14 protein-coding genes are annotated in these 17,960 nt (G+C 76.4%); 7 read left to right on the top strand and 7 right to left on the bottom strand.

Annotated features, from left to right (window positions below; all coding sequences use genetic code 11):
- Window positions 1-77: 77 nt before the first annotated feature.
- A complete protein-coding gene (locus Q0840_RS02830) occupies window positions 78-404 on the bottom strand; it encodes a biopolymer transporter Tol (protein WP_298456041.1) in 327 nt (108 codons plus the stop codon).
- A 102-nt stretch (window positions 405-506) separates the two neighbouring features.
- Complete coding sequence (locus Q0840_RS02825) at window positions 507-2,036, bottom strand: aminopeptidase P family protein (protein ID WP_298456039.1); 1,530 nt, start codon at window positions 2,034-2,036, stop codon at window positions 507-509.
- A gap of 123 nt (window positions 2,037-2,159) precedes the next feature.
- Here Q0840_RS02825 and Q0840_RS02820 point away from each other — a divergent pair, with 123 nt between their 5' ends.
- Both Q0840_RS02820 and Q0840_RS02815 read left to right on the top strand, forming a co-directional pair.
- Entirely contained in the window at window positions 2,160-3,002 is an 843-nt protein-coding gene (locus Q0840_RS02820; RefSeq protein WP_298456037.1) for a PHP domain-containing protein, read from the top strand.
- A gap of 19 nt (window positions 3,003-3,021) precedes the next feature.
- Complete coding sequence (locus tag Q0840_RS02815; protein WP_298456034.1) at window positions 3,022-3,642, top strand: MarC family protein; 621 nt, start codon at window positions 3,022-3,024, stop codon at window positions 3,640-3,642.
- Between the two features lie 38 nt (window positions 3,643-3,680).
- Here the strand turns inward: Q0840_RS02815 and Q0840_RS02810 are convergent, their stop codons facing one another.
- Complete coding sequence (locus tag Q0840_RS02810; RefSeq protein WP_298456032.1) at window positions 3,681-4,241, bottom strand: TetR/AcrR family transcriptional regulator; 561 nt, start codon at window positions 4,239-4,241, stop codon at window positions 3,681-3,683.
- 100 nt (window positions 4,242-4,341) lie between these two features.
- Here Q0840_RS02810 and Q0840_RS02805 point away from each other — a divergent pair, with 100 nt between their 5' ends.
- Window positions 4,342-5,058 (top strand): MBL fold metallo-hydrolase, encoded by a 717-nt coding sequence (locus Q0840_RS02805; RefSeq protein WP_298456029.1) that lies wholly within the window; start codon window positions 4,342-4,344, stop codon window positions 5,056-5,058.
- Window positions 5,059-5,139: 81 nt separating this feature from the next.
- Here Q0840_RS02805 and Q0840_RS02800 read toward each other — a convergent pair whose 3' ends face one another.
- Entirely contained in the window at window positions 5,140-6,858 is a 1,719-nt protein-coding gene (locus Q0840_RS02800) for a DEAD/DEAH box helicase (protein WP_298456026.1), read from the bottom strand.
- A gap of 244 nt (window positions 6,859-7,102) precedes the next feature.
- Here Q0840_RS02800 and Q0840_RS02795 point away from each other — a divergent pair, with 244 nt between their 5' ends.
- A complete protein-coding gene (locus tag Q0840_RS02795) occupies window positions 7,103-7,810 on the top strand; it encodes a ferritin-like fold-containing protein (protein ID WP_298456023.1) in 708 nt (235 codons plus the stop codon).
- A 116-nt stretch (window positions 7,811-7,926) separates the two neighbouring features.
- On the opposite strand, the gene Q0840_RS02790 is transcribed toward Q0840_RS02795, so the two are convergent.
- Both Q0840_RS02790 and Q0840_RS02785 read right to left on the bottom strand, forming a co-directional pair.
- Entirely contained in the window at window positions 7,927-8,151 is a 225-nt protein-coding gene (locus Q0840_RS02790) for a DUF3107 domain-containing protein (protein WP_298456020.1), read from the bottom strand.
- A 93-nt stretch (window positions 8,152-8,244) separates the two neighbouring features.
- Window positions 8,245-8,955: a TetR/AcrR family transcriptional regulator gene (locus Q0840_RS02785; protein WP_298456017.1), complete on the bottom strand. Its 711-nt coding sequence runs from the start codon at window positions 8,953-8,955 to the stop codon at window positions 8,245-8,247.
- Between the two features lie 166 nt (window positions 8,956-9,121).
- On the opposite strand from Q0840_RS02785, the gene Q0840_RS02780 reads away from it, so the two are divergent.
- From Q0840_RS02780 to Q0840_RS02770, 3 genes are all read left to right on the top strand, one after another.
- Complete coding sequence (locus Q0840_RS02780; protein WP_298456014.1) at window positions 9,122-10,039, top strand: DUF3152 domain-containing protein; 918 nt, start codon at window positions 9,122-9,124, stop codon at window positions 10,037-10,039.
- Between the two features lie 92 nt (window positions 10,040-10,131).
- Window positions 10,132-13,401, top strand: coding sequence for an ATP-dependent helicase (locus tag Q0840_RS02775; protein WP_367183060.1), 3,270 nt, complete (start codon window positions 10,132-10,134; stop codon window positions 13,399-13,401).
- Entirely contained in the window at window positions 13,398-16,919 is a 3,522-nt protein-coding gene (locus tag Q0840_RS02770) for an ATP-dependent DNA helicase (protein WP_298456011.1), read from the top strand. Before Q0840_RS02775 ends, Q0840_RS02770 begins: the two co-directional genes overlap by 4 nt.
- Window positions 16,920-16,969: 50 nt before the next feature.
- Here Q0840_RS02770 and Q0840_RS02765 read toward each other — a convergent pair whose 3' ends face one another.
- Window positions 16,970-17,908 carry a phosphotransferase gene (locus tag Q0840_RS02765; protein WP_298456008.1) on the bottom strand — a complete coding sequence of 313 codons (939 nt, stop codon included), beginning with the start codon at window positions 17,906-17,908 and terminating at the stop codon, window positions 16,970-16,972.
- Window positions 17,909-17,960: the final 52 nt, after the last annotated feature.

Raw genomic sequence — 17,960 nt, 5'->3', positions numbered from 1 at the left:
CCCGACATGACCGGCAGCCCGCTGACCGCGTCGCGACCGGGCGCCGGGCCGACCCGGTGCCGGTCCGCTGTCCCGGGTCAGGCTCCGGGTGGGAGTCCGGCGAACCAGTCGGCGTACGGTCCGGTGCGAGCCAGGTGCCCGGTGAGGTCGGGAGCGCCGTCGTCCCACCACACGGGGCCGCGCTCGCCCAGGGCGACCTTCGCCGCGTCCACCCGCGCACGGGCCAGCTCACGCGCCTCGGCGTCGCGGGCGCGCATCGCGTCCCCCTTCGCGCGGCGTGCCGCCATGAGCTCGTGGACGAGCCGGTCACGGACCTCGGGGTCCAGGTCCGGGTCGGCGCACCGCCACAGGCGTCCCCGCACGACGAGGTACCGTCCGTCCGGCGTGGTGGTCGGCTGGGGCACCTGCGCAGCGTGCTCGGTCGGTGATCCCGCCGCCACCGCTGGGCCCGGCACGTCGCCGACCCGGACGCCGCCCCCCGCACGGCTCGGACCGCCGGCCGGCGGTCAGTCCTGGAGGATCGTCGCCATCCACCGCTCCACGTCGTCCGGCCGCCGCGGCAGGGCGGCCGACAGGTTCTCGTTGCCGTCGGCGGTCACCAGCACGTCGTCCTCGATGCGCACACCGATGCCGCGGTACTCCTCGGGCACGGCGAGGTCGTCGGACTTGAAGTACAGCCCCGGCTCGATGGTGAACACCATGCCCGGCTCGAGCAGGGCGTCGAGGTACATCTCGCGCCGGGCCTGGGCGCAGTCGTGCACGTCCAGACCCAGGTGATGACTCGTGCCGTGCACCATCCACCGCCGGTGCCACTGGCCCTCGGGGTCGAGCGACTCCTCGGCCGTGCCCGGCAGCAGGCCCCACTCCGCGAGCCGGGCCGCGATGACCTCCATGGCCGCGGCGTGCACGTCGCGGAACCGCGCCCCCGGCACGGCGACGGCGAAGGCGGCGTCGGCGGCGTCGAGCACGGCGGTGTAGACCCGGCGCTGCACGTCGGTGAACGTGCCGTCGACGGGCAGGGTGCGCGTGACGTCGGCGGTGTAGAGCGAGTCGGCCTCGACGCCGGCGTCGACCAGCACGAGGTCGCCCGGCCGGACGGCGCCGTCGTTCTGGGTCCAGTGCAGCGTGGTCGCGTGCTCGCCGGCGGCCGCGATCGTCTCGTAGCCGACCGTGTTGCCCTCGAGCCGGGCGTGCGCGCCGAAGGTGCCCTCGATGACCCGCTCGCCGCGCGGGTGCTCGACGGCGACCGGCAGGTCCCGCACGATCTTGGCGAACCCGGCGATCGTGGAGTCGACCGCGACCCGCATCTGCTCGACCTCGTGGGCGTCCTTGACCAGGCGCAGCTCGGACAGCGCCTCGGCGAGTCGGGCGTCGTCCTGCCCGGCGTCCTCGGTGGCGCGGATCTCCTCGACGACGGCCTCGACGGAGTCGTCGGCCCCCGGCACCACGAGCAGGCGCACGCCGTCGGCTCCCACGTCCTTGGCGAGGTCGTCGCGCAGCGTGTCGAGGTGGGCGGTCGTGATCCCGGTGAGGGCGGCGAGGTCCTCGAGCGTCGGGCGCGCCCCGACCCAGAACTCCCCGTACCGGGAGTCGGAGTAGAACTCCTCGGTGTCCCGGCCCGCGAGCGGACGCATGTAGAGGACGGCGCGGTGGGCCGAGCCCTCGTCCGCGGAGCCGTCGTCGGCGGGGTGCAGCACCAGGACGGCGTCGGGCTCCTGCTCGGTGCCCAGCCCGGTCAGGTGGGCGAAGGCCGAGTGCGGACGGAACCGGAAGTCGGTGTCGTTGCTGCGCACCTTGAAGCCGCCGGCCGGGACGACCAGGCGAGCGTCGGGGAACGCGGCCGACAGCCGCGCGCGGCGCTGCGCGGTGAAGGGCGCGGCGGCGCCGGGACCGGTCGCGGCGGCAGCGCGCTCGGCCCAGCCGGAGGTGATGAAGGCCTTGAACGCCGCCGAGCTGGGCCGCTGGGAGCGGTTGTCGCCGCGGGACTCCAGCGGCTGGGCGTCGGTCGCGGCCTCGGGGCTGATCTGCTCGCTCATGAGCCCATCGTCGCACCGGCGTCCGACACGGGCGCTCAGCACCGGCTCGGCACCGGCGCGGAGGCGACGTGCGGGACCGGGGGCGCGTCAGAGGCGCGTCGGGCAGCCCCTACCCTGGGCTCCGTGCTGATCGACCTCCATGCCCACTCCACCGCGTCGGACGGCACCGACGCACCGGCGGGTGTGGTGCGGGCCGCGGCCGCGGCCGGGCTGGACGTGGTCGCGCTCACCGACCACGACACCACCGCGGGGTGGGACGAGGCGACCGCCGAGGCGCACGCGTCGGGCGTCACCGTCGTGCTCGGCAGCGAGATCTCCGCCCGGTGGGACGGCATCAGCGTCCACCTGCTCAGCTACCTGCAGGACCCGGATCACCCGGCGCTGCTCGCCGAGATGGAGCGCACGCGCCAGGCGCGGCTGGTCCGGGCCCGCACCATGGTCGCTCTGCTCGAGGAGGACTACGGGCTCACCTGGGACGAGGTCATGGCGCAGACCGGCGCCGACGCCACCGTCGGGCGCCCGCACATCGCCGATGCGCTGGTCGCCCGCGGCGTCGTCACGGACCGCAGCGCCGCCTTCGCGACGCTGCTCGTGCCGTCGTCGCGCTACTACGTCCCCCACTACGCCCCGGACGCCGTCGACGCCGTCGCGGCGATCCGGGTCGCCGGTGGGGTGCCGGTCTTCGCCCACCCCGGCGCCGACGTCCGCGGCCGGGTGGTGCCCGACGCCGCCGTCGAGCAGCTCGTCGCCGCGGGGCTGGCCGGCCTGGAGGTCCACCACCGCGACCACAGCCCCCAGCAGGTGGCGCGCCTGACCGCCCTCGCCGACCGGCTGGGCCTGCTGGTCACCGGGTCCAGCGACTACCACGGGGACGGCAAGCCGAACGGGCTGGGGGAGCGCAGCACCGCACCCGACGTGCTGGACCGCATCGCGGAGCAGGGGACGACCGCGGTGGTCCGTCCGTGAGGGGGGACGTGGTGCGGCCGTGAGCGCCGTCTGGGACGGGCGACTGTTCAGCGAGGTCTTCATCACGCTGTTCGTCATCATGGACCCGCCCGGGACGGTGCCGATCTTCCTCGGCCTCACCGGGTCGATGACCGCCCGGCAGCGCACGCGGGCCGCGCGGCAGGCGATCCTGGTCGCGTTCGGCGTGATCGTCGCGTTCGCCCTGTTCGGCCAGCAGCTGCTCGACTACATGCACATCTCGCTGCCGGCGCTGCAGGCGTCGGGAGGACTGCTGCTGCTCGTCGTGGCCATGGAGCTGCTCACCGGCAAGATGGAGGACCCGGCGCCGTCGGGCAACACGGGCGTCAACGTGGCCCTGGTGCCGCTGGGCACGCCGCTGCTGGCCGGTCCGGGCGCGATCGTCGCGACGATGGTCTTCGTCGCCGGCTCCGAGGAGTCGTGGTCTGACTGGATCTCGATCGGGCTCGGCGTCGTGGCCGTCCACGTGTGCCTGTACCTGTCGATGCGGTTCGCCAACGTCATCCACCGCGTGCTCAAGGACAGCGGCGTGATCCTGGTGAGCCGGATCGCCGGCCTGCTGCTGGCCGCGATCGCGGTCCAGCTCGTCGCCGACGCCGTGCGGGCGTTCATCGAGGGCTGACGCCGGGCGCTCGTGGCGGGACGGCGGGGGCGTGGCCGTCAGCGGGCGACGAGGGCGTCGACCACCCGGGTCAGGCCGTGGTCGAAGGCCTGGTCGACTTCCCCGCCCAGGGTGAAGGCGCCGCTCAGCTCCATGCTGAGGAAGCCGTGCGCCCAGGCGGTCACGGTCCGTGCGGCCACCAGGGCGTCGTCCGGCCCGGCGAGCTCGGCGGTGGCCCGCAGCACCGGTTCGCTCGCCCGGGCGAGCAGGGCGGGATCGGGCCGGGTGGCCGCCGGGCCCGGCGTGAAGACCAGGCCGTACGCCACGGGGGACGCGTGGGCGAAGGCGCGCAGCGCACGGGCGATCCGGCGCAGGTCGTGGCGCGGGTCCCCGGACCGCGCGACCGCCGCGAGCTGGTCCGCGAGGTCGCCGACGGCCGCCTCGGTGACCAGCCGCAGCAGGTCGTCGCGGTTGCGCACGCGCTTGTACAGGGACGGCGGACGCACGCCCACCCGCGCCGCCACGGCGGCCATGGTCACCCCCGCCGGACCGTGGGCCTCCAGCAGGTCGCGGCCGGCGCGGACCACCTCGTGCGTCGTCGTGCGCTCGGGTGCCGGCACGGTGCCCCTCTCGGTATGACGGCTGTTGACCTCAGCCTTGAAGGCTATCTAGCGTAGCCATGCCGGCCATCGCCGGCGACCCGACGTCCCGAGGATGACCATGGAGCTCGCACCCGGACTGCACCGCATCGGCAACGACCTGGTGGCCGCCTACCTCGTGGTCACCGACGCGGGCGTGACCGTCGTGGACGCCGGGCTCGCCGGGCACCGTCGCGAGCTGCTGGCCGAGCTCGACGCCGTCGGCCGCACGGTCGACGACGTCCGCGGCCTCGTGCTCACCCACGGTGACACCGACCACCTGGGCTTCGCCGAGTGGCTGCGGCGCGACCACGGCGTGCCGATCCACGTGCATGCCGCGGACGCCGCCCGGGCGCGCGGTGAGGTCCGGCCGCGCGCGACCTGGGGACGGGTCGACCCGCGGGCGGTGGCGCGCTTCCTGACCTACGCCGCACGCAAGGGCGGGCTGCGCACCACGTACGTCACCGAGGTCGTCACCGTCCACGACGGCGACGTGCTCGACCTGCCCGGTGCGCCCCGCATGGTCGCCCTGCCGGGGCACTCCCCGGGCAGCGTCGCGGTGCATGTCCCCGCCGTCGACGCCGTCTTCGTCGGTGACGCCCTGACGACGCGCCACGTGCTGACCGGACGGGTCGGGCCGCAGCCCGCGCCGTTCACCGACGACCCGGAGCAGGCGCTGAGCTCGCTGCGCCGCCTGCGGGGGCTGGGGGTCCGCTGGGTGCTGCCGGGGCACGGAGCGCCGTGGGACCGCGGCGTCGAGGAGGCCGTGCGGGCGGTCGAGGTGGCCGCCGGGCGGTGACCGCTCCGGCGTCTGACCCCACCGACGACGGCGGCCGCGGACGTCGTGTCCGCGGCCGCCGTCGTCGTGCGGTGGTGTGCGTCAGGCGTCGGTGCCTGCGGTCGGTGCGCTCGCTGCCGCGTCGGACGAGCCCGCCGCGCCCAGGGCGCCGCTGCGGGTCCGACGGCGGCTGCGGTTGCGACGCGGACGGTCGCCGCCCGCCGCCTCCGCCGGAGCGCTGCTCCCGGCCGGGGCAGCGGTGTCACGGGCTGCATCGGCGTCCGTGGCGCGGGGGGCGTCGGGCGCCGCGGTGCTGCGGCCCCCGCCGTCGCGGCGACCGGACGCGCCGCGACCACGACCGGCGTCGCGGCCGCCGTCACGCGAGCCGCCGTCCCGCGAGCCGCCCGCACGGCTGCCGCCGTCGCGCCCACCACGACCACGCCCGGCGTCACGGCCGCCGCCGTCGCGGACGCTCGAGCTGTGGCGCTTGCCGGTCTCGCCGAGGTCCTCGAGCTTCTCCGCGTCCAGGCCCTCGCGGGTCCGGGCCGCCTGGGGCAGCGTGCCCTTGGTGCCGGCCGGGATGCCCAGGTCGGTGAACAGGTGCGGCGAGCTGGAGTACGTCTCGACGGGCTCCGGGATGCCGAGGTCGAGCACCCTGTTGATGAGCCCCCAGCGCGGCATGTCATCCCAGTCGACGAAGGTGACCGCCGTGCCCTTCTTGCCCGCGCGACCGGTACGTCCGATGCGGTGCAGGTAGGTCTTCTCGTCCTCGGGGCACTGGTAGTTGACGACGTGCGTGACGTCGTCGACGTCGATCCCCCGCGCGGCGACGTCGGTCGCCACCAGCACGTCGACCTTGCCGTTGCGGAACGCACGCAGGGCCTGCTCGCGCGCACCCTGACCGAGGTCGCCGTGGATCGCGCCGGCGGCGAACCCGCGGGCCACCAGCTCGTCGGCGACCTTGGCCGCGGTCCGCTTGGTGCGGGCGAAGACGATCGTCAGGCCGCGGCCCTCGGCCTGCAGGAGCCGGGCGAGCACCTCGACCTTGTCCAGCGCGTGCGCGCGGTAGACGACCTGCGTCGTGTTCTTGACGGTGGCGCCGGCATCGTCCGGGTCGTTGGCCCGGATGTGCGTCGGCTGCGTCATGTACCGACGCGCCATCGCGACCACCGCACCGGGCATCGTCGCCGAGAACAGCATGGTGTGGCGTGAGGCGGGCGTGCGGGAGAGCAGCCGCTCGACGTCGGGCAGGAAGCCGAGGTCGAGCATCTCGTCCGCCTCGTCCAGCACGACGCAGCGCACCGACGTCAGGTCCAGGTAGCCCTGGTTGAGCAGGTCGATCATCCGCCCCGGCGTGCCGACGACGACGTCGACGCCCGTCTGCAGTGCGGAGACCTGCGGCTCGTAGGCGCGGCCCCCGTAGAGCTGCAGCACACGCACCGAGCGCCGGCTGGAGGCGGTGGCGAGGTCACCGGCGACCTGGACGGCCAGCTCGCGCGTCGGGACGATCACCAGCGCCTGCGGCTTGCCGGGCGCGGGCAGTGCGTCGTAGCCGTCCTCCCCGGGCGCGACGACGCGGTGCAGCAGCGGGACGCCGAAGCCGAGGGTCTTGCCCGTGCCGGTCTTGGCCTGCCCGATGATGTCGTGCCCGGCGAGCGCGACCGGCAGGGTCATCGCCTGGATCGGGAACGGGTTCACGATCCCCGCCGCGGCGAGGGACTCCACGATCTCGGGGCGGACGTCGAAGTCCGCGAAGCTGGGGTCGGTGGCCTGGACGCTGCTGCGCGCAGCGGGGCCGGTGGTCGGGTCGGTCGTCGTCACGTCGTGGTGCCTCACGTGCTGGTCGGCGTCGAGGTCGCGGGCTGCGCCAGGTGGCGTGCGGCGGGTGCGCAGGCGCCGGGTCGGCGAGCGGGCCTCATCGCTGAGGATGGCCGGCAGCCGATCGTGAATGTGTCACGGCCGCGGCGGCGTGGCCGCTGCGGGGCGATGCGGTCGGGACGACCGGGCAACCGATGTACCCGGCCATGGTATCCGACGCCGGCCACGCGACGGCTACGCTCGGCGGATGACCGCAGCAGTGACGCACCCTCGTGCGAGCGCCGGCCGTGCGGACGTCCTGGCGCTGCTGGGGCTCGTCGGCCACCTCGAGCTCACGGCCTTCACCCGGCTCGCCGCGGACTCGGCCCTGGCTCCGACCCTCGACCAGCAGCTGCGCCTCGTGCACTTCTCCGCCGGAGCGGTCGCCCGGCTGGACCGCGTCGTGGCGCGGATCACCGAGCTGGGCGGGTCGCCGCAGGTCGAGCTGGCGCGGTTCGCCCGGGTGCTCGACGACTTCGACGCGCGGACCACCCCCGGGTCGTGGTGGGAGCGGCTGCTCACGGCGTACGTCGGGTACGGGGTCGCCGACGACTTCTGCAAGGCCGCGGCCGCAGGGCTCGACGACGACACACGGGACCTGGTGATGGACGTCCTCGACGGCGCCAGCCACGCGGAGCTGACGGTCGCGACCCTCGCCGCCGCGGCCGCCGACGACGAGGTGCTCACGTCCCGGCTGGCGCTGTGGGGCCGACGTCTGGTGGGCGAGGCCCTCGGCGTCGTGCAGAACCTCCTGGTCACCGAGCCGTCGCTCGCGCGACTCGCGCTGCCCGCACCGGGGGAGCCGGACGCGACGGCGCCGTCGTCCGACGCCGTCGGCGACGCCTCGGTGCGTCTGTTCGGCCGGCTCACCGCCGAGCACACCCGCCGGATGGGGCGGCTCGGGCTGACCGCCTGACCGCCTCGGCCCGACCCCCTGATCGCCTCGGGGCGGGCCCGGGACGGGCACTGGCAGAGGCCGGGCAGAGCGCTGCCCCGGCCGGTGACGACCGGGGCAGCGCTCCGCGACGGGGTCTACAGCGAGCCGAAGCCCACCCGGCTCTTCTCCTCCGACCCGATCTCCACGTACCCGATCGAGGCCGTCGGGACGAGCACCCGTCGGCCCCGGGTGTCGCGCAGCTCGAGGAGCGGCTTCCCCTCGAGCGCGGCCGACACGATCCCAACGATCTCCTCGGACGTCTGGTCGGACTCGATGACCAGCTCGCGAGCCTGGTTCTGGACGCCGATCGTGATGTCCACGGTGCTCTCCCTCGTCAGTTCCGGGACCCGACGACGCTCGCCGGGCACGCTGCTCCCCGCCACGTGCGCGGGCAGGTGGGAGCACGGGCAATCCTACGGGCGACGTCCGGATCGGCTCGGGTCGGCGGCCGGGGGCGTGGCCTCGGGCGGCGGGTGCCCGCCGGCGTCGGTCCGGACGAGCCCGGCGACGCCGTGCCAGGCGAGCCGCGCGACCAGGTCGACGGCCTCGTCGACGTCCAGCGGGGCGTCGGCACGGAACCTGCTGGTGGCACCGGTCTGCGCCATCCCGACCAGCGTCGCGGCGAGCAGCGACGTGTGCTGGTCGGGCAGGCCGGTGAAGTCGGCGAGCACCCGGGCGATGCCCTGCGCGGCCTGGGCCGCGGCCTGCTCGACCCGGGCCCGGACCGCGGCGTCGTGGGTGACGTCGGACTCGAACAGCAGCGAGAACGACTCGCCGGCGGCCTCGACGAACTCGAAGTACGCCCGCACCAGCGCGTGCACGACCTGGCGTCCCTCACCGCGCCGCACCGGTCCGGCCACGACGGGGGCCAGGGCCTGGTCGACCGCCCGCAGCAGCTCGGTGCCGCGCTCCTCGACCACCTCGAGGTACAGGTCCAGCTTGGACGGGAAGTGGCGGTACAGGACCGGCTTGGACACCGCCGCCCGGACCGCGATGTCGTCCATCGACACGTGGTGGAAGCCCTCGCCGGCGAACAGCTCCTGAGCCACGGCGAGGACCTGCGCCCGCCGGGCGTCGCGGCCCATGCGGGGGCCGCGCGGACGCACGCCCGTGGTCTGGGTCACCCGCCGATGGTAGCCAGCGCCTGTGACGCCGGGTGACCATAGGGCCATGACCCCGCGACCGTGGCCCCTCGCCCTGCCGCCGCGGTCCACCCCCCGCCACGGGCGTGCCCGGCGCGCGCCCGTCGCGTCGATGCCCCCCTCGCGCGCTCGGTCGGGTCGGCCGGTCGTGGCCACCCCCCCGACGTGGGTGGCGGCGGGGGTCGTCACGGTGGCGGCGATGGCCGGCGTCGGGACGGCGTCGCTGACCGGGGGAGCGTGGACCGGGCCGGCAGCCGGGGCCCGTGCGGACGCGTCGACGTCGTCGGCCGGCGGGTCCACCCGACCGGGCGGCACGGACGACGTCGACCCGCTGCGCGGCACCGCGGTGCAGCGCTCCGGTGTGCGGGCGTCCGCGGCCGGGGTGGACGCGCCCGCGGCCGCGGATGCGCCGGTGGTGTCGGTCGCGCCCGGCGAGCTGACTGACGTCCGCCCCCTCCCGCTGCCGCAGGTGGTCGACCGCGACACGGTCGGCCCGCTGTGGCTCACCCCCGAGGACCGCGCCGCGGGCCTGCTCTCCCTCGACGTCCCGCAGTCCGCGGACGGCGTGCTCGACGTGGTCCCCGGCGCGGCTCCCGCGGTCGGGCCGGGACCGGTGCGCACCGTCCGGGTCGAGGTGGAGCGCGGGCTCGCCGTGGACGGGCCCGCGTTCGCCGCGACGGTGATGGCCACGCTCACCGACCCGCGCGGGTGGGGCGCGCGGGGCGAGGTCGCGTTCGCGCAGACCGACGGCCCGGCCGACATCCGGGTCGTGCTCGCCTCGCCCGACCTCGTCGACACGATGTGCGCCCCGCTCGACACCGGTGGGCAGGTGTCGTGCGGCCGCAACGGGCACGCCGCGCTCAACGTCCGCCGGTGGGTCGAGGCCACACCGGAGTTCGCGGACCGGACGCAGTACCGGCAGTACCTGGTCAACCACGAGGTGGGCCACCTGCTCGGGCACCAGCACGAACGCTGCCCGGGGTCGGGGCCGGCGCCGCTCATGCAGCAGCAGTCGCTCGCGGTCTCGCCGTGCGAGCCGAACGGCTGGCCGTACCCGCAGGGATGAGCCGGCTCCCGAGGGGGCGGGCGCCGGCGGTGCGGGGTCGGGCGACGGCGGTGGTGGCGGGGCGTGTGGGTGGCCCGTGATGTGATCCTCGCGTGAACCGCTCCGGACTGCTGGACGCTCCTCGCGTCCGCCTCGTGCGCCCGTCGCCGGCGGGTGGTGCCGCGGTGGCGCTGGACGCGACCCAGCGCGCGGTGGTCGAGGCGGTCGCTGCCGGCGGGCAGTCGGCGCTGCTCGTGCTCGGGGCACCGGGCACCGGCAAGACCACGACGGCGATCGAGTCGGTCGTCGCGGCGACGGACGCGCTCGGGCTCGCCCCGCACGACGTGCTCGTGCTCGTGCCGACCCGCCGGGCGGCGGCGGACGTCCGCGACCGGCTGTCGGCCCGGCTGCGTCGCACCGCGGGCCAGCCCGTGGTGCGGACCGCGGCCTCGGCCGCGTTCTCCGTGCTGCGCGCCCGCGCGGCGTACCGCGGCGAGCCCGCGCCCACGCTCATCTCCGGGCCGGAGCAGGACCTCCTGCTGGCCGAGCTGCTGGCCGGGCACGCCGCCGGCGACGGCGTCCCCCTGGACTGGCCGGCGTCGGTCCCGCCCGAGGTGCTCGGGCTGCGCAGCTTCCGCGACGAGCTGCGCGACCTGCTCATGCGCGCCGCCGAGCGTGGTCTGGCTCCCGAGGACCTCGCCGCCCTCGGCCGGCGTCACGGCCGTCCTGAGTGGACGGCGGCGGCCCACCTGTACCGGGAGTACCTCGACGTCACCGAGCTGCGCCAGGCGACGCCGGACGCCGGCGACCGCTACGACCCGGCCGTCGTGGTCGACGAGGCGGCCGAGGCGCTGGGGACGTGGGAGACCGAGCTGCCGGGTGCGCCGCGACCGCGCTGGCGCCTGGTGGTCGTCGACGACCACCAGGAGAGCACCGCCGCGACCGCGCGCCTGCTGCGCGTCCTGGCCGACGACGGCGCGCGCGTGGTGCTGTTCGCCGATCCCGATGAGGCCGTGCAGACCTTCCGCGGGGCGTCCCCCGCACTGGTCGGGCGAGCAGCGGTCGCCGGCCGGGGACTCGGCGAGCTGGGCGCGGAGCAGCTCGTGCTCGGCACGGCCTGGCGGCAGGGGCCGGCGCTGCGCGACGTGACCGTGGCCGTGACCCAGGAGATCGGGGCGGTGGCCGGCGTGGCGCACCGGCGGGCGTCCGCACCCCAGCTCGCCCCGGCGGCCGGGGCCGGCTCGGGCCGCGGGGACCACGACCCGACGACGGCGCGGGTCGCCGTCCTGCCCAGTGCCGCGCAGGAGGCGGCCTACGTGGCGCACGCGCTGCGGGCCGCGCACCTCGAGCGTGGTGTGCCGTGGGACCGGATGGCGGTCGTTGCGCGGTCCGGTGGCCAGGTCGCCGCCCTGCGACGCGCGCTCGCCGGGGCGTCCGTGCCCGTCTCGGTGCTCGGCAGCGACGTCCCGCTGCGCGAGGAGCCGGCGGTGCGCCCGCTGCTGCTCGCGCTGCGCTGCGCCCTGGACCCGTCGGCGCTGGACGCCGACGCCGCGGTCAGCCTGCTGACCTCGCCGTACGGTGGCGCCGACGCGGTGGGACTGCGCCGGGTCCGCCGGGCGCTGCGCGCCGAGGAGCTCGCCGGTGGCGGTGGGCGGGCGAGCGACGCCCTGCTGGTCGAGATGCTCGCCGACCCGGCCCGGACCGCGACGCTGCCGGCCACGGTGCGTCGGGGTCCGCAGCGCCTGGCGGGGCTGCTCGCGGCCGGGCGGCTGGCCGGTCTGGAGCCGGCGGCGACCGCCCAGACCGTCCTGTGGTCCCTGTGGTCGGCGGCGGGGCTGGCCGAGCCGTGGCGGCGGGCGGCGCTCGCGGGCGGTCCGGCCGCGGCCCGGGCCGACCGCGACCTCGACGCCGTGATGGCCCTGTTCCGCGCGGCCGAGACGTTTGCCGACCGGATGCCGCAGTCGCCACCGCTGGCGTTCGTGGACTACCTGGAGTCGCAGGACCTGCCGGCCGACAGCCTGGCCGCCCAGGGCGCCGTCGGCCGCACCGTGCCGGTCCTGACCCCCGCCGGCGCAGCCGGCCGGGAGTGGGACGTCGTCGTGGTCGCGGGCGTGCAGGACGGCACCTGGCCCGACCTGCGGCTGCGGGACTCCCTGCTGGGCGCCCAGGGGCTGGTCGAGCTGCTCGCCGGCCGCGCGCAGGACGGCCACGTCGCCGGGGCGCAGGCACGCACCGCCGTGCTCGCGGACGAGCTGCGGTCGTTCGCCCTGGCCACCTCCCGAGCCCGCGTCGCGCTGCTGGTCACCGCCGTGTCGGACGCCGACCAGCAGCCGTCCCCGTTCATCGACCTCGTGCAGCCGCCGGACCTCGGCGGGGGCACGGCCGGGGAGGCGGCGCAGGCGCGCGACCCGCGCCTCGCCGGTGCGCCGACACCCCTGGACCTGCGCGGCCTGGTGGGACTGCTCCGCTCGCGGCTCGAGGCCGGACTCGGCGAGCCGCGCGGTGCGGTCGACGCGGAGGCGGCGTCGCTGCTCGCCCGGCTGGCCCGGGCCGGCGTGGAGGGTGCGGACCCGGCCGGCTGGCACGGGCTCGCCGCGGTCACCACCGCGGCCCCGCTGTGGGCGGCGGACGAGAAGGTCCCGGTGTCGCCGTCCAAGGCGGAGACGGTCTCCACGTGCGCGCTGCGGTGGGCGCTGGAGTCCGCGGGCGGGACCGTGGCCGACGGCACCAGCCAGACCCTCGGCACGCTGGTGCACGCCATCGCGCAGTCGCTGCCGCACGGCACCGAGACCGAGATGCTCGCGGAGCTCGACCGGCGCTGGCCGGAGCTGGGCCTGGCTCCCGGCTGGCCGTCGGTCGCCGAGCGTCGGCGTGCCGAGCGCATGATCGGTCGGCTGGCCGCCTACGTCGCCGAGGCCGGTCGGGCCGTGCTGCGCGAGGCGGAGTTCAGCGTCGAGCTGGACCGCGCCGTGCTGCGCGGCGTCGTCGACCGGGTGGAGGACGTCGGCGCGGGGGTCGTGCGCATCGTCGACCTGAAGACCGGCAAGCGGGCACCCAGCGCGGCGGAGACCGATCTCAACCCTCAGCTCGGCAGCTACCAGCTCGCCGTCGCCGAGGGTGCGTTCGACGCCCTGCCGCCGGGGACCCGCAGCGCGGGCGCGCAGCTCGTCTTCGTCGCGCTCGGCGCCAGGGCGACCGTGCGTGCCCAGGGCGCGCTCGAGGTGGCCGAGGACGGGTCGAGCTGGGCGCGCACGATGGTCGAGGGGGTCGCGACCACCATGGCGGCGTCCGCGTTCACCGCGCGCGTCAACGACCTGTGCGAGATGTGCCCGGTGCGAGCCAGCTGCCCGGTGCGCACCGAGGGTCGGCAGGTGGTCGAGTGAGCACGCTGACGGCGGTGGAGATCGCGCGCCTGCTCGAGCGCGACCCACCGACGCCCGACCAGGTCCGGATCATCGAGGCACCGCTCGAGCCCCTGCTCGTGGTGGCCGGCGCGGGGTCGGGCAAGACCGAGACCATGGCGGCGCGGGTCGTGTGGCTGATCGCCAACGGGCACGTGGCGCCGCACGAGGTGCTGGGGCTGACCTTCACCCGCAAGGCCGCGGCCGAGCTCGGCGACCGCGTCCGGCTACGGCTGCGGCGGCTGCTGCGTGCCGTGCCGGGCGCCGGGCTCGCGCTGCCCGCGTCGCTGCGGACCACCGAGGGGTCGGCCGCCGGGGCCGACGGAGCCTCGCCCGGGGCCGGTGCGGTCACCGGTCGCGGCCTCGACCTGGCCCGCCCGACGGTCTCGACGTACAACTCCTACGCCGCCTCCATCGTGACCGACCACGCCCTGCGGCTCGGGATCGAGCCCACGTCCCGTCTGCTCGGCGAGGCGGGGCAGTGGCAGCTGGCGCACGCCGTGGTGGAGTCGTGGGCAGGCGACCTGGAGACCGAGGCGGCCACCTCGACCCTCGTGGACGCCGTGCTGTCCCTGTCCGGCGCCCTGGCGGAGCACCTGTGCACCCCGGCGCAGGCGCGGTCGGTCATCGAGGACCTGGCCGCCGCGCTCCTGGAGATCCCCGACGCGCCACGCAAGAAGGGCCCGTACGCCGAGGTCGCGGCCCTGGTGCGGTCGCTCGGTGAGCGCGCGCGCCTGCTCGACGTCGTCGAGGCGTACCACCGGCGCAAGCGCGTCGCGGACGTCATCGACTTCGGGGACCAGGTCACCATCGCGGCCCGGCTGGCCCGGGAGGTGGACGCGGTGGGGCTGACCGAGCGGTCCCGGTTCCGGGTCGTGCTGCTCGACGAGTACCAGGACACCTCCCACGCGCAGCTCGAGCTGCTCTCGGCGCTGTTCGGCGGGGGCCACCCCGTGACCGCGGTGGGGGACCCGCACCAGTCCATCTACGGCTGGCGTGGTGCGAGCGCCGGCGGGCTCGAGCGCTTCCCGGAGCGGTTCCCGCGGGTCGTCGACGGTCGGACCGCGCCGGCCGAGGTGCGCTACCTGTCGACGTCGTGGCGCAACGACCACGCGGTGCTCGCTGCCGCGAACGCTGTCGCGGGGCCGCTGCGTGCCCCACGTCGTGATCCGGGTGCGCCGGACGTCGCCCGGCTGGTCGATGTCCCCCCGCTCGTGGCCGCTCCCCGCGCCGCAGCCGGGACGGTGCGCTCGGTCTACCCCGCCACGGTCGAGCAGGAGGCCGCTGCGGTCGCGCAGTTCGTCGCCGATCGGTGGCGACCCGCCGGTCGGGGACCGGGCGGCGGCCGGGTGACCGCCGCGGTCCTGTGTCGCAAGCGCTCGCAGTTCGACGCCCTGGAGGTCGCGCTCCGCGGCGCCGGCCTTCCCGTGGAGGTGGTCGGGCTCGGCGGGCTGCTGCACACGCCGGAGGTGGTGGACCTGGTGTCGGTGCTGCGGGTGGCGCACGACCCGTCACGCGGCGACGCGCTGATGCGCCTGCTCACCGGTGCACGGGTGCAGCTGGGCGCTGCGGACCTGCATGCGCTCGGGCACTGGGCCGGTGAGCTGGCGCGCGCCCACGGGGCCGGCAGCGCCGACCGCGCCTCGGCGGACCGTGGTGCGGCGGTGGACCGGACGGACGACCCGGGCGGGGACGTCGCCCTGGACGCCGGCGGGGCCGTCCTGGTGGAGGGTGACGTGGTCGACGAGCGCAGCATCGTCGATGCGCTCGACGACCTGCCGCCGCGGGCGTGGCGCAGCCACACCGGACGGTCCCTGACCGACGCCGCCCGGGACCGGCTCGAGGACCTCGCCGGTCTGCTGCGGACGCTGCGCTCGCACACCTACCTGTCGCTGCCCGAGCTGGTCGGTGAGGCGGAGCGGCTGCTCGGGCTCGACATCGAGGTGGCCGCCCGTCCGGGGGTGAGCCCCGGCCGCGCGAGAGCCCACCTCGACGCGTTCCGCGACGTCGCCGTGCAGTTCAGCGACGGTGCGGACGCCCCCACGTTGGGCGCGTTCCTGGCCTGGATCGACGCGGCCGCGCGCGAGGAGCGGGGGCTGGACCGGCCGGTGACCGAGCCGGACCCGGACGCCGTCCAGCTCATCACCATCCACGCGGCCAAGGGGCTCGAGTGGGACGTCGTCGCGGTGGCCGGCATGACCGACGGCGTCCTGCCGGCCACGTCGACGACCGGTCCGCACGGTCCCGCGGCGGGCGGGTGGCTGACGGGGCTCGGCGTGCTGCCGTACCCGTTGCGTGGGGACGCGGACGAGCTGCCCGTCCTGGTGATCGACGACGCGGTGGACCAGAAGGAGCTCGAGTCACGCCGCAAGCAGTTCCGCCGCGACGTGGGCGCGCACGAGGTCGCCGAGGAGCGCCGGCTGGCCTACGTCGCCCTGACCCGGGCCCGCTCCGCGCTGCTGCTCAGCGGGTCGTGGTGGCGCGACCGCAAGGAGCCCCAGCCGCCGTCGGCGTTCCTGCAGGAGCTGGTGCGTGCCGGCCTCGTCCAGCCCGACGGGTGGGCCGCCGAACCGGGGCTCGGTGCGGTCAACCCACGCACCGCCGAACCGGTGACCCACACCTGGCCGACCGACCCGTTCGGTGCCGGACCGCGGCGTGCACGGGTCGTCGCCGCCGCGGCCGCCGTCCGGTCCGCGCTGGCCGTGCTGCCCGAGGAGGGTGAGCGCGGGAGCAGCGCCGGGCCCGCCGAGCAGGCCGGGTCCCGGGACGGCGCCGGTCCCGACCCCGCGGACCCCGCGGCCGCCGGTCCGGGCCTGGGGGCCGAGATGTCCCTGCGGCGGACGGCCGAGCTGCTGCTCGCGGAGCGGGACCGGCTCCGTGAGCCGCGCGCCGACGTCCCGCTCCCCCCGCACCTGTCCGCCTCCGCCGTCGTCCGGCTCGCCGCCGACCGGGCCGCCTTCGCCGAGGCGCTGCGCCGGCCGGTCCCGCTCGAGCCGTCGGTGCAGGCGCGGCGCGGCACGGACTTCCACGCGTGGGTCGAGCGCTACTTCGGGTCCGCGTCGCTCGTCGACGTCGAGGCGCTGCCCGGGGCGGACGACGACTCGGTGCCGGTCGACGCCGGCGGCGCGGAGCTGCGGGCACGGTTCCTGGCCACGCCCTGGGCGGCGATGCGCCCCCGGGCCGTCGAGGTCGACATCGAGACCCCGGTCGCCGGCTACGTGCTGCGGTGCCGGGTCGACGCGGTGTTCGACGGCCCCGACGGCAGGGTCACCGTGGTGGACTGGAAGACCGGCCGCCCACCGGCCGACGCCGTCGCCGCACGCGCCCGAGAGGTGCAGCTTGCCGTCTACCGGCTCGCGTGGTCCAGGTGGTCGGGTACGCCGATCGACCGGGTGGATGCGGCGTTCTGCTACGTCGGGACGGGGCAGACCGTCACGCCGGAGCGGCTGCTGGACGAGTCGGAGATCGAGGCCCTGCTCGAGGAGGCGTCGACCGGGTGAGCCGTCGGGACGCCGGGGTCACCGGACGCCCGGCCACCGCTCGGCGAGGATCAGGCCAGGGAGGGTTCGGTGTCGGCGGCGTGGGTGTGGTCGTCCAGCTCCTCGAGCATCCCCACCGCGTCGGCGACGACCGCCGGGTCACCGGATCGCACGCCGTACAGCAGCCAGCGCGCCAGGGCGAGCTCGCCCGCGAGCAGCGCCCGGTCCAGCAGGTGCGGGTCGGTGAGCTCGGTGCGGCGCAGCTGGTACGCCTCCATGATGGACTCGACGGCGTCCTCGGGTGCGGCCACGACCAGCCATGCCAGGTCGTCGGCGGGGTCGGCCACCTGCGTGTCCCCCCAGGCCAGCACGCCGGTCACCGTCATCCCGTCGCTGAGCACGTGCTCGGCGCTGAGGTCGCCGTGCACGACGGTCGGCTGGAAGCGCCACATCGAGACGTCCTCGAGCTGCTCCTCCCACCGGCGCAGCAGCGCGGGGGGGACCTTGCCGGTCCGGGCGGCCTCGTCCAGCTCGGCGAGCCGCCGCGCCCGGTACGACGCCGCGTCGTAGGTCGGCAGGCCGGCGTTCTCGACCAGGTCGACCGGCAGCTCGTGCAGGGCGGCGATCGCCCGGCCGAGCGATGCGGCGAGCCCCGGTCCGGCCGCCAGTGCGTCGATCCGCAGCGGTCGGCCGGCGACCTCGCGGTGCACCACGGCGCGACCGCCCTCGGGCAGGTGCGCGAAGCCGGCCGGGCGCGGTACCCGGAACGGGACCCGGCCCGCGTCGACGTGCTCGGCGAGCAGCTCGAGTAGCGCGGTCTCCGCCTCCAGGGACGCGCCGGCAGCCGGGCTCGCGGGGGCGCGCACGACCCACCGGCGTCGCTCGGAGTCGATCACCACGGCGACGTCGTGATCCCCGCCGCCGGGAGCCGGGCGGCGGACGTCGAAGGCGTCCATCCCGGGGATGGCCACCGTCGCGAGGGCGGCGAGCGCGAGCGGGGAACGAGGCACGACGCCAGGGTAGAGCGCGCCCGCGCGGATCCGGCGCCCCGGCGCGGGCGTG

Origin of the sequence: uncultured Cellulomonas sp. (assembly GCF_947494015.1) — a bacterium.
Classification (GTDB): domain Bacteria; phylum Actinomycetota; class Actinomycetes; order Actinomycetales; family Cellulomonadaceae; genus Pengzhenrongella.
This window is presented reverse-complemented; position numbering and strand designations above follow the sequence as displayed.

What these genes read in the sequence shown, in the direction of transcription:
- Q0840_RS02825 (WP_298456039.1), bottom strand. Translation starts at nt 2,036, where the DNA reads ATGAGCGAGCAGATCAGCCCCGAGGCCGCGACCGACGCCCAGCCGCTG.
- Q0840_RS02805 (WP_298456029.1), top strand. Translation starts at nt 4,342, where the DNA reads ATGGAGCTCGCACCCGGACTGCACCGCATCGGCAACGACCTGGTGGCC.
- Q0840_RS02795 (WP_298456023.1), top strand. Translation starts at nt 7,103, where the DNA reads ATGACCGCAGCAGTGACGCACCCTCGTGCGAGCGCCGGCCGTGCGGAC.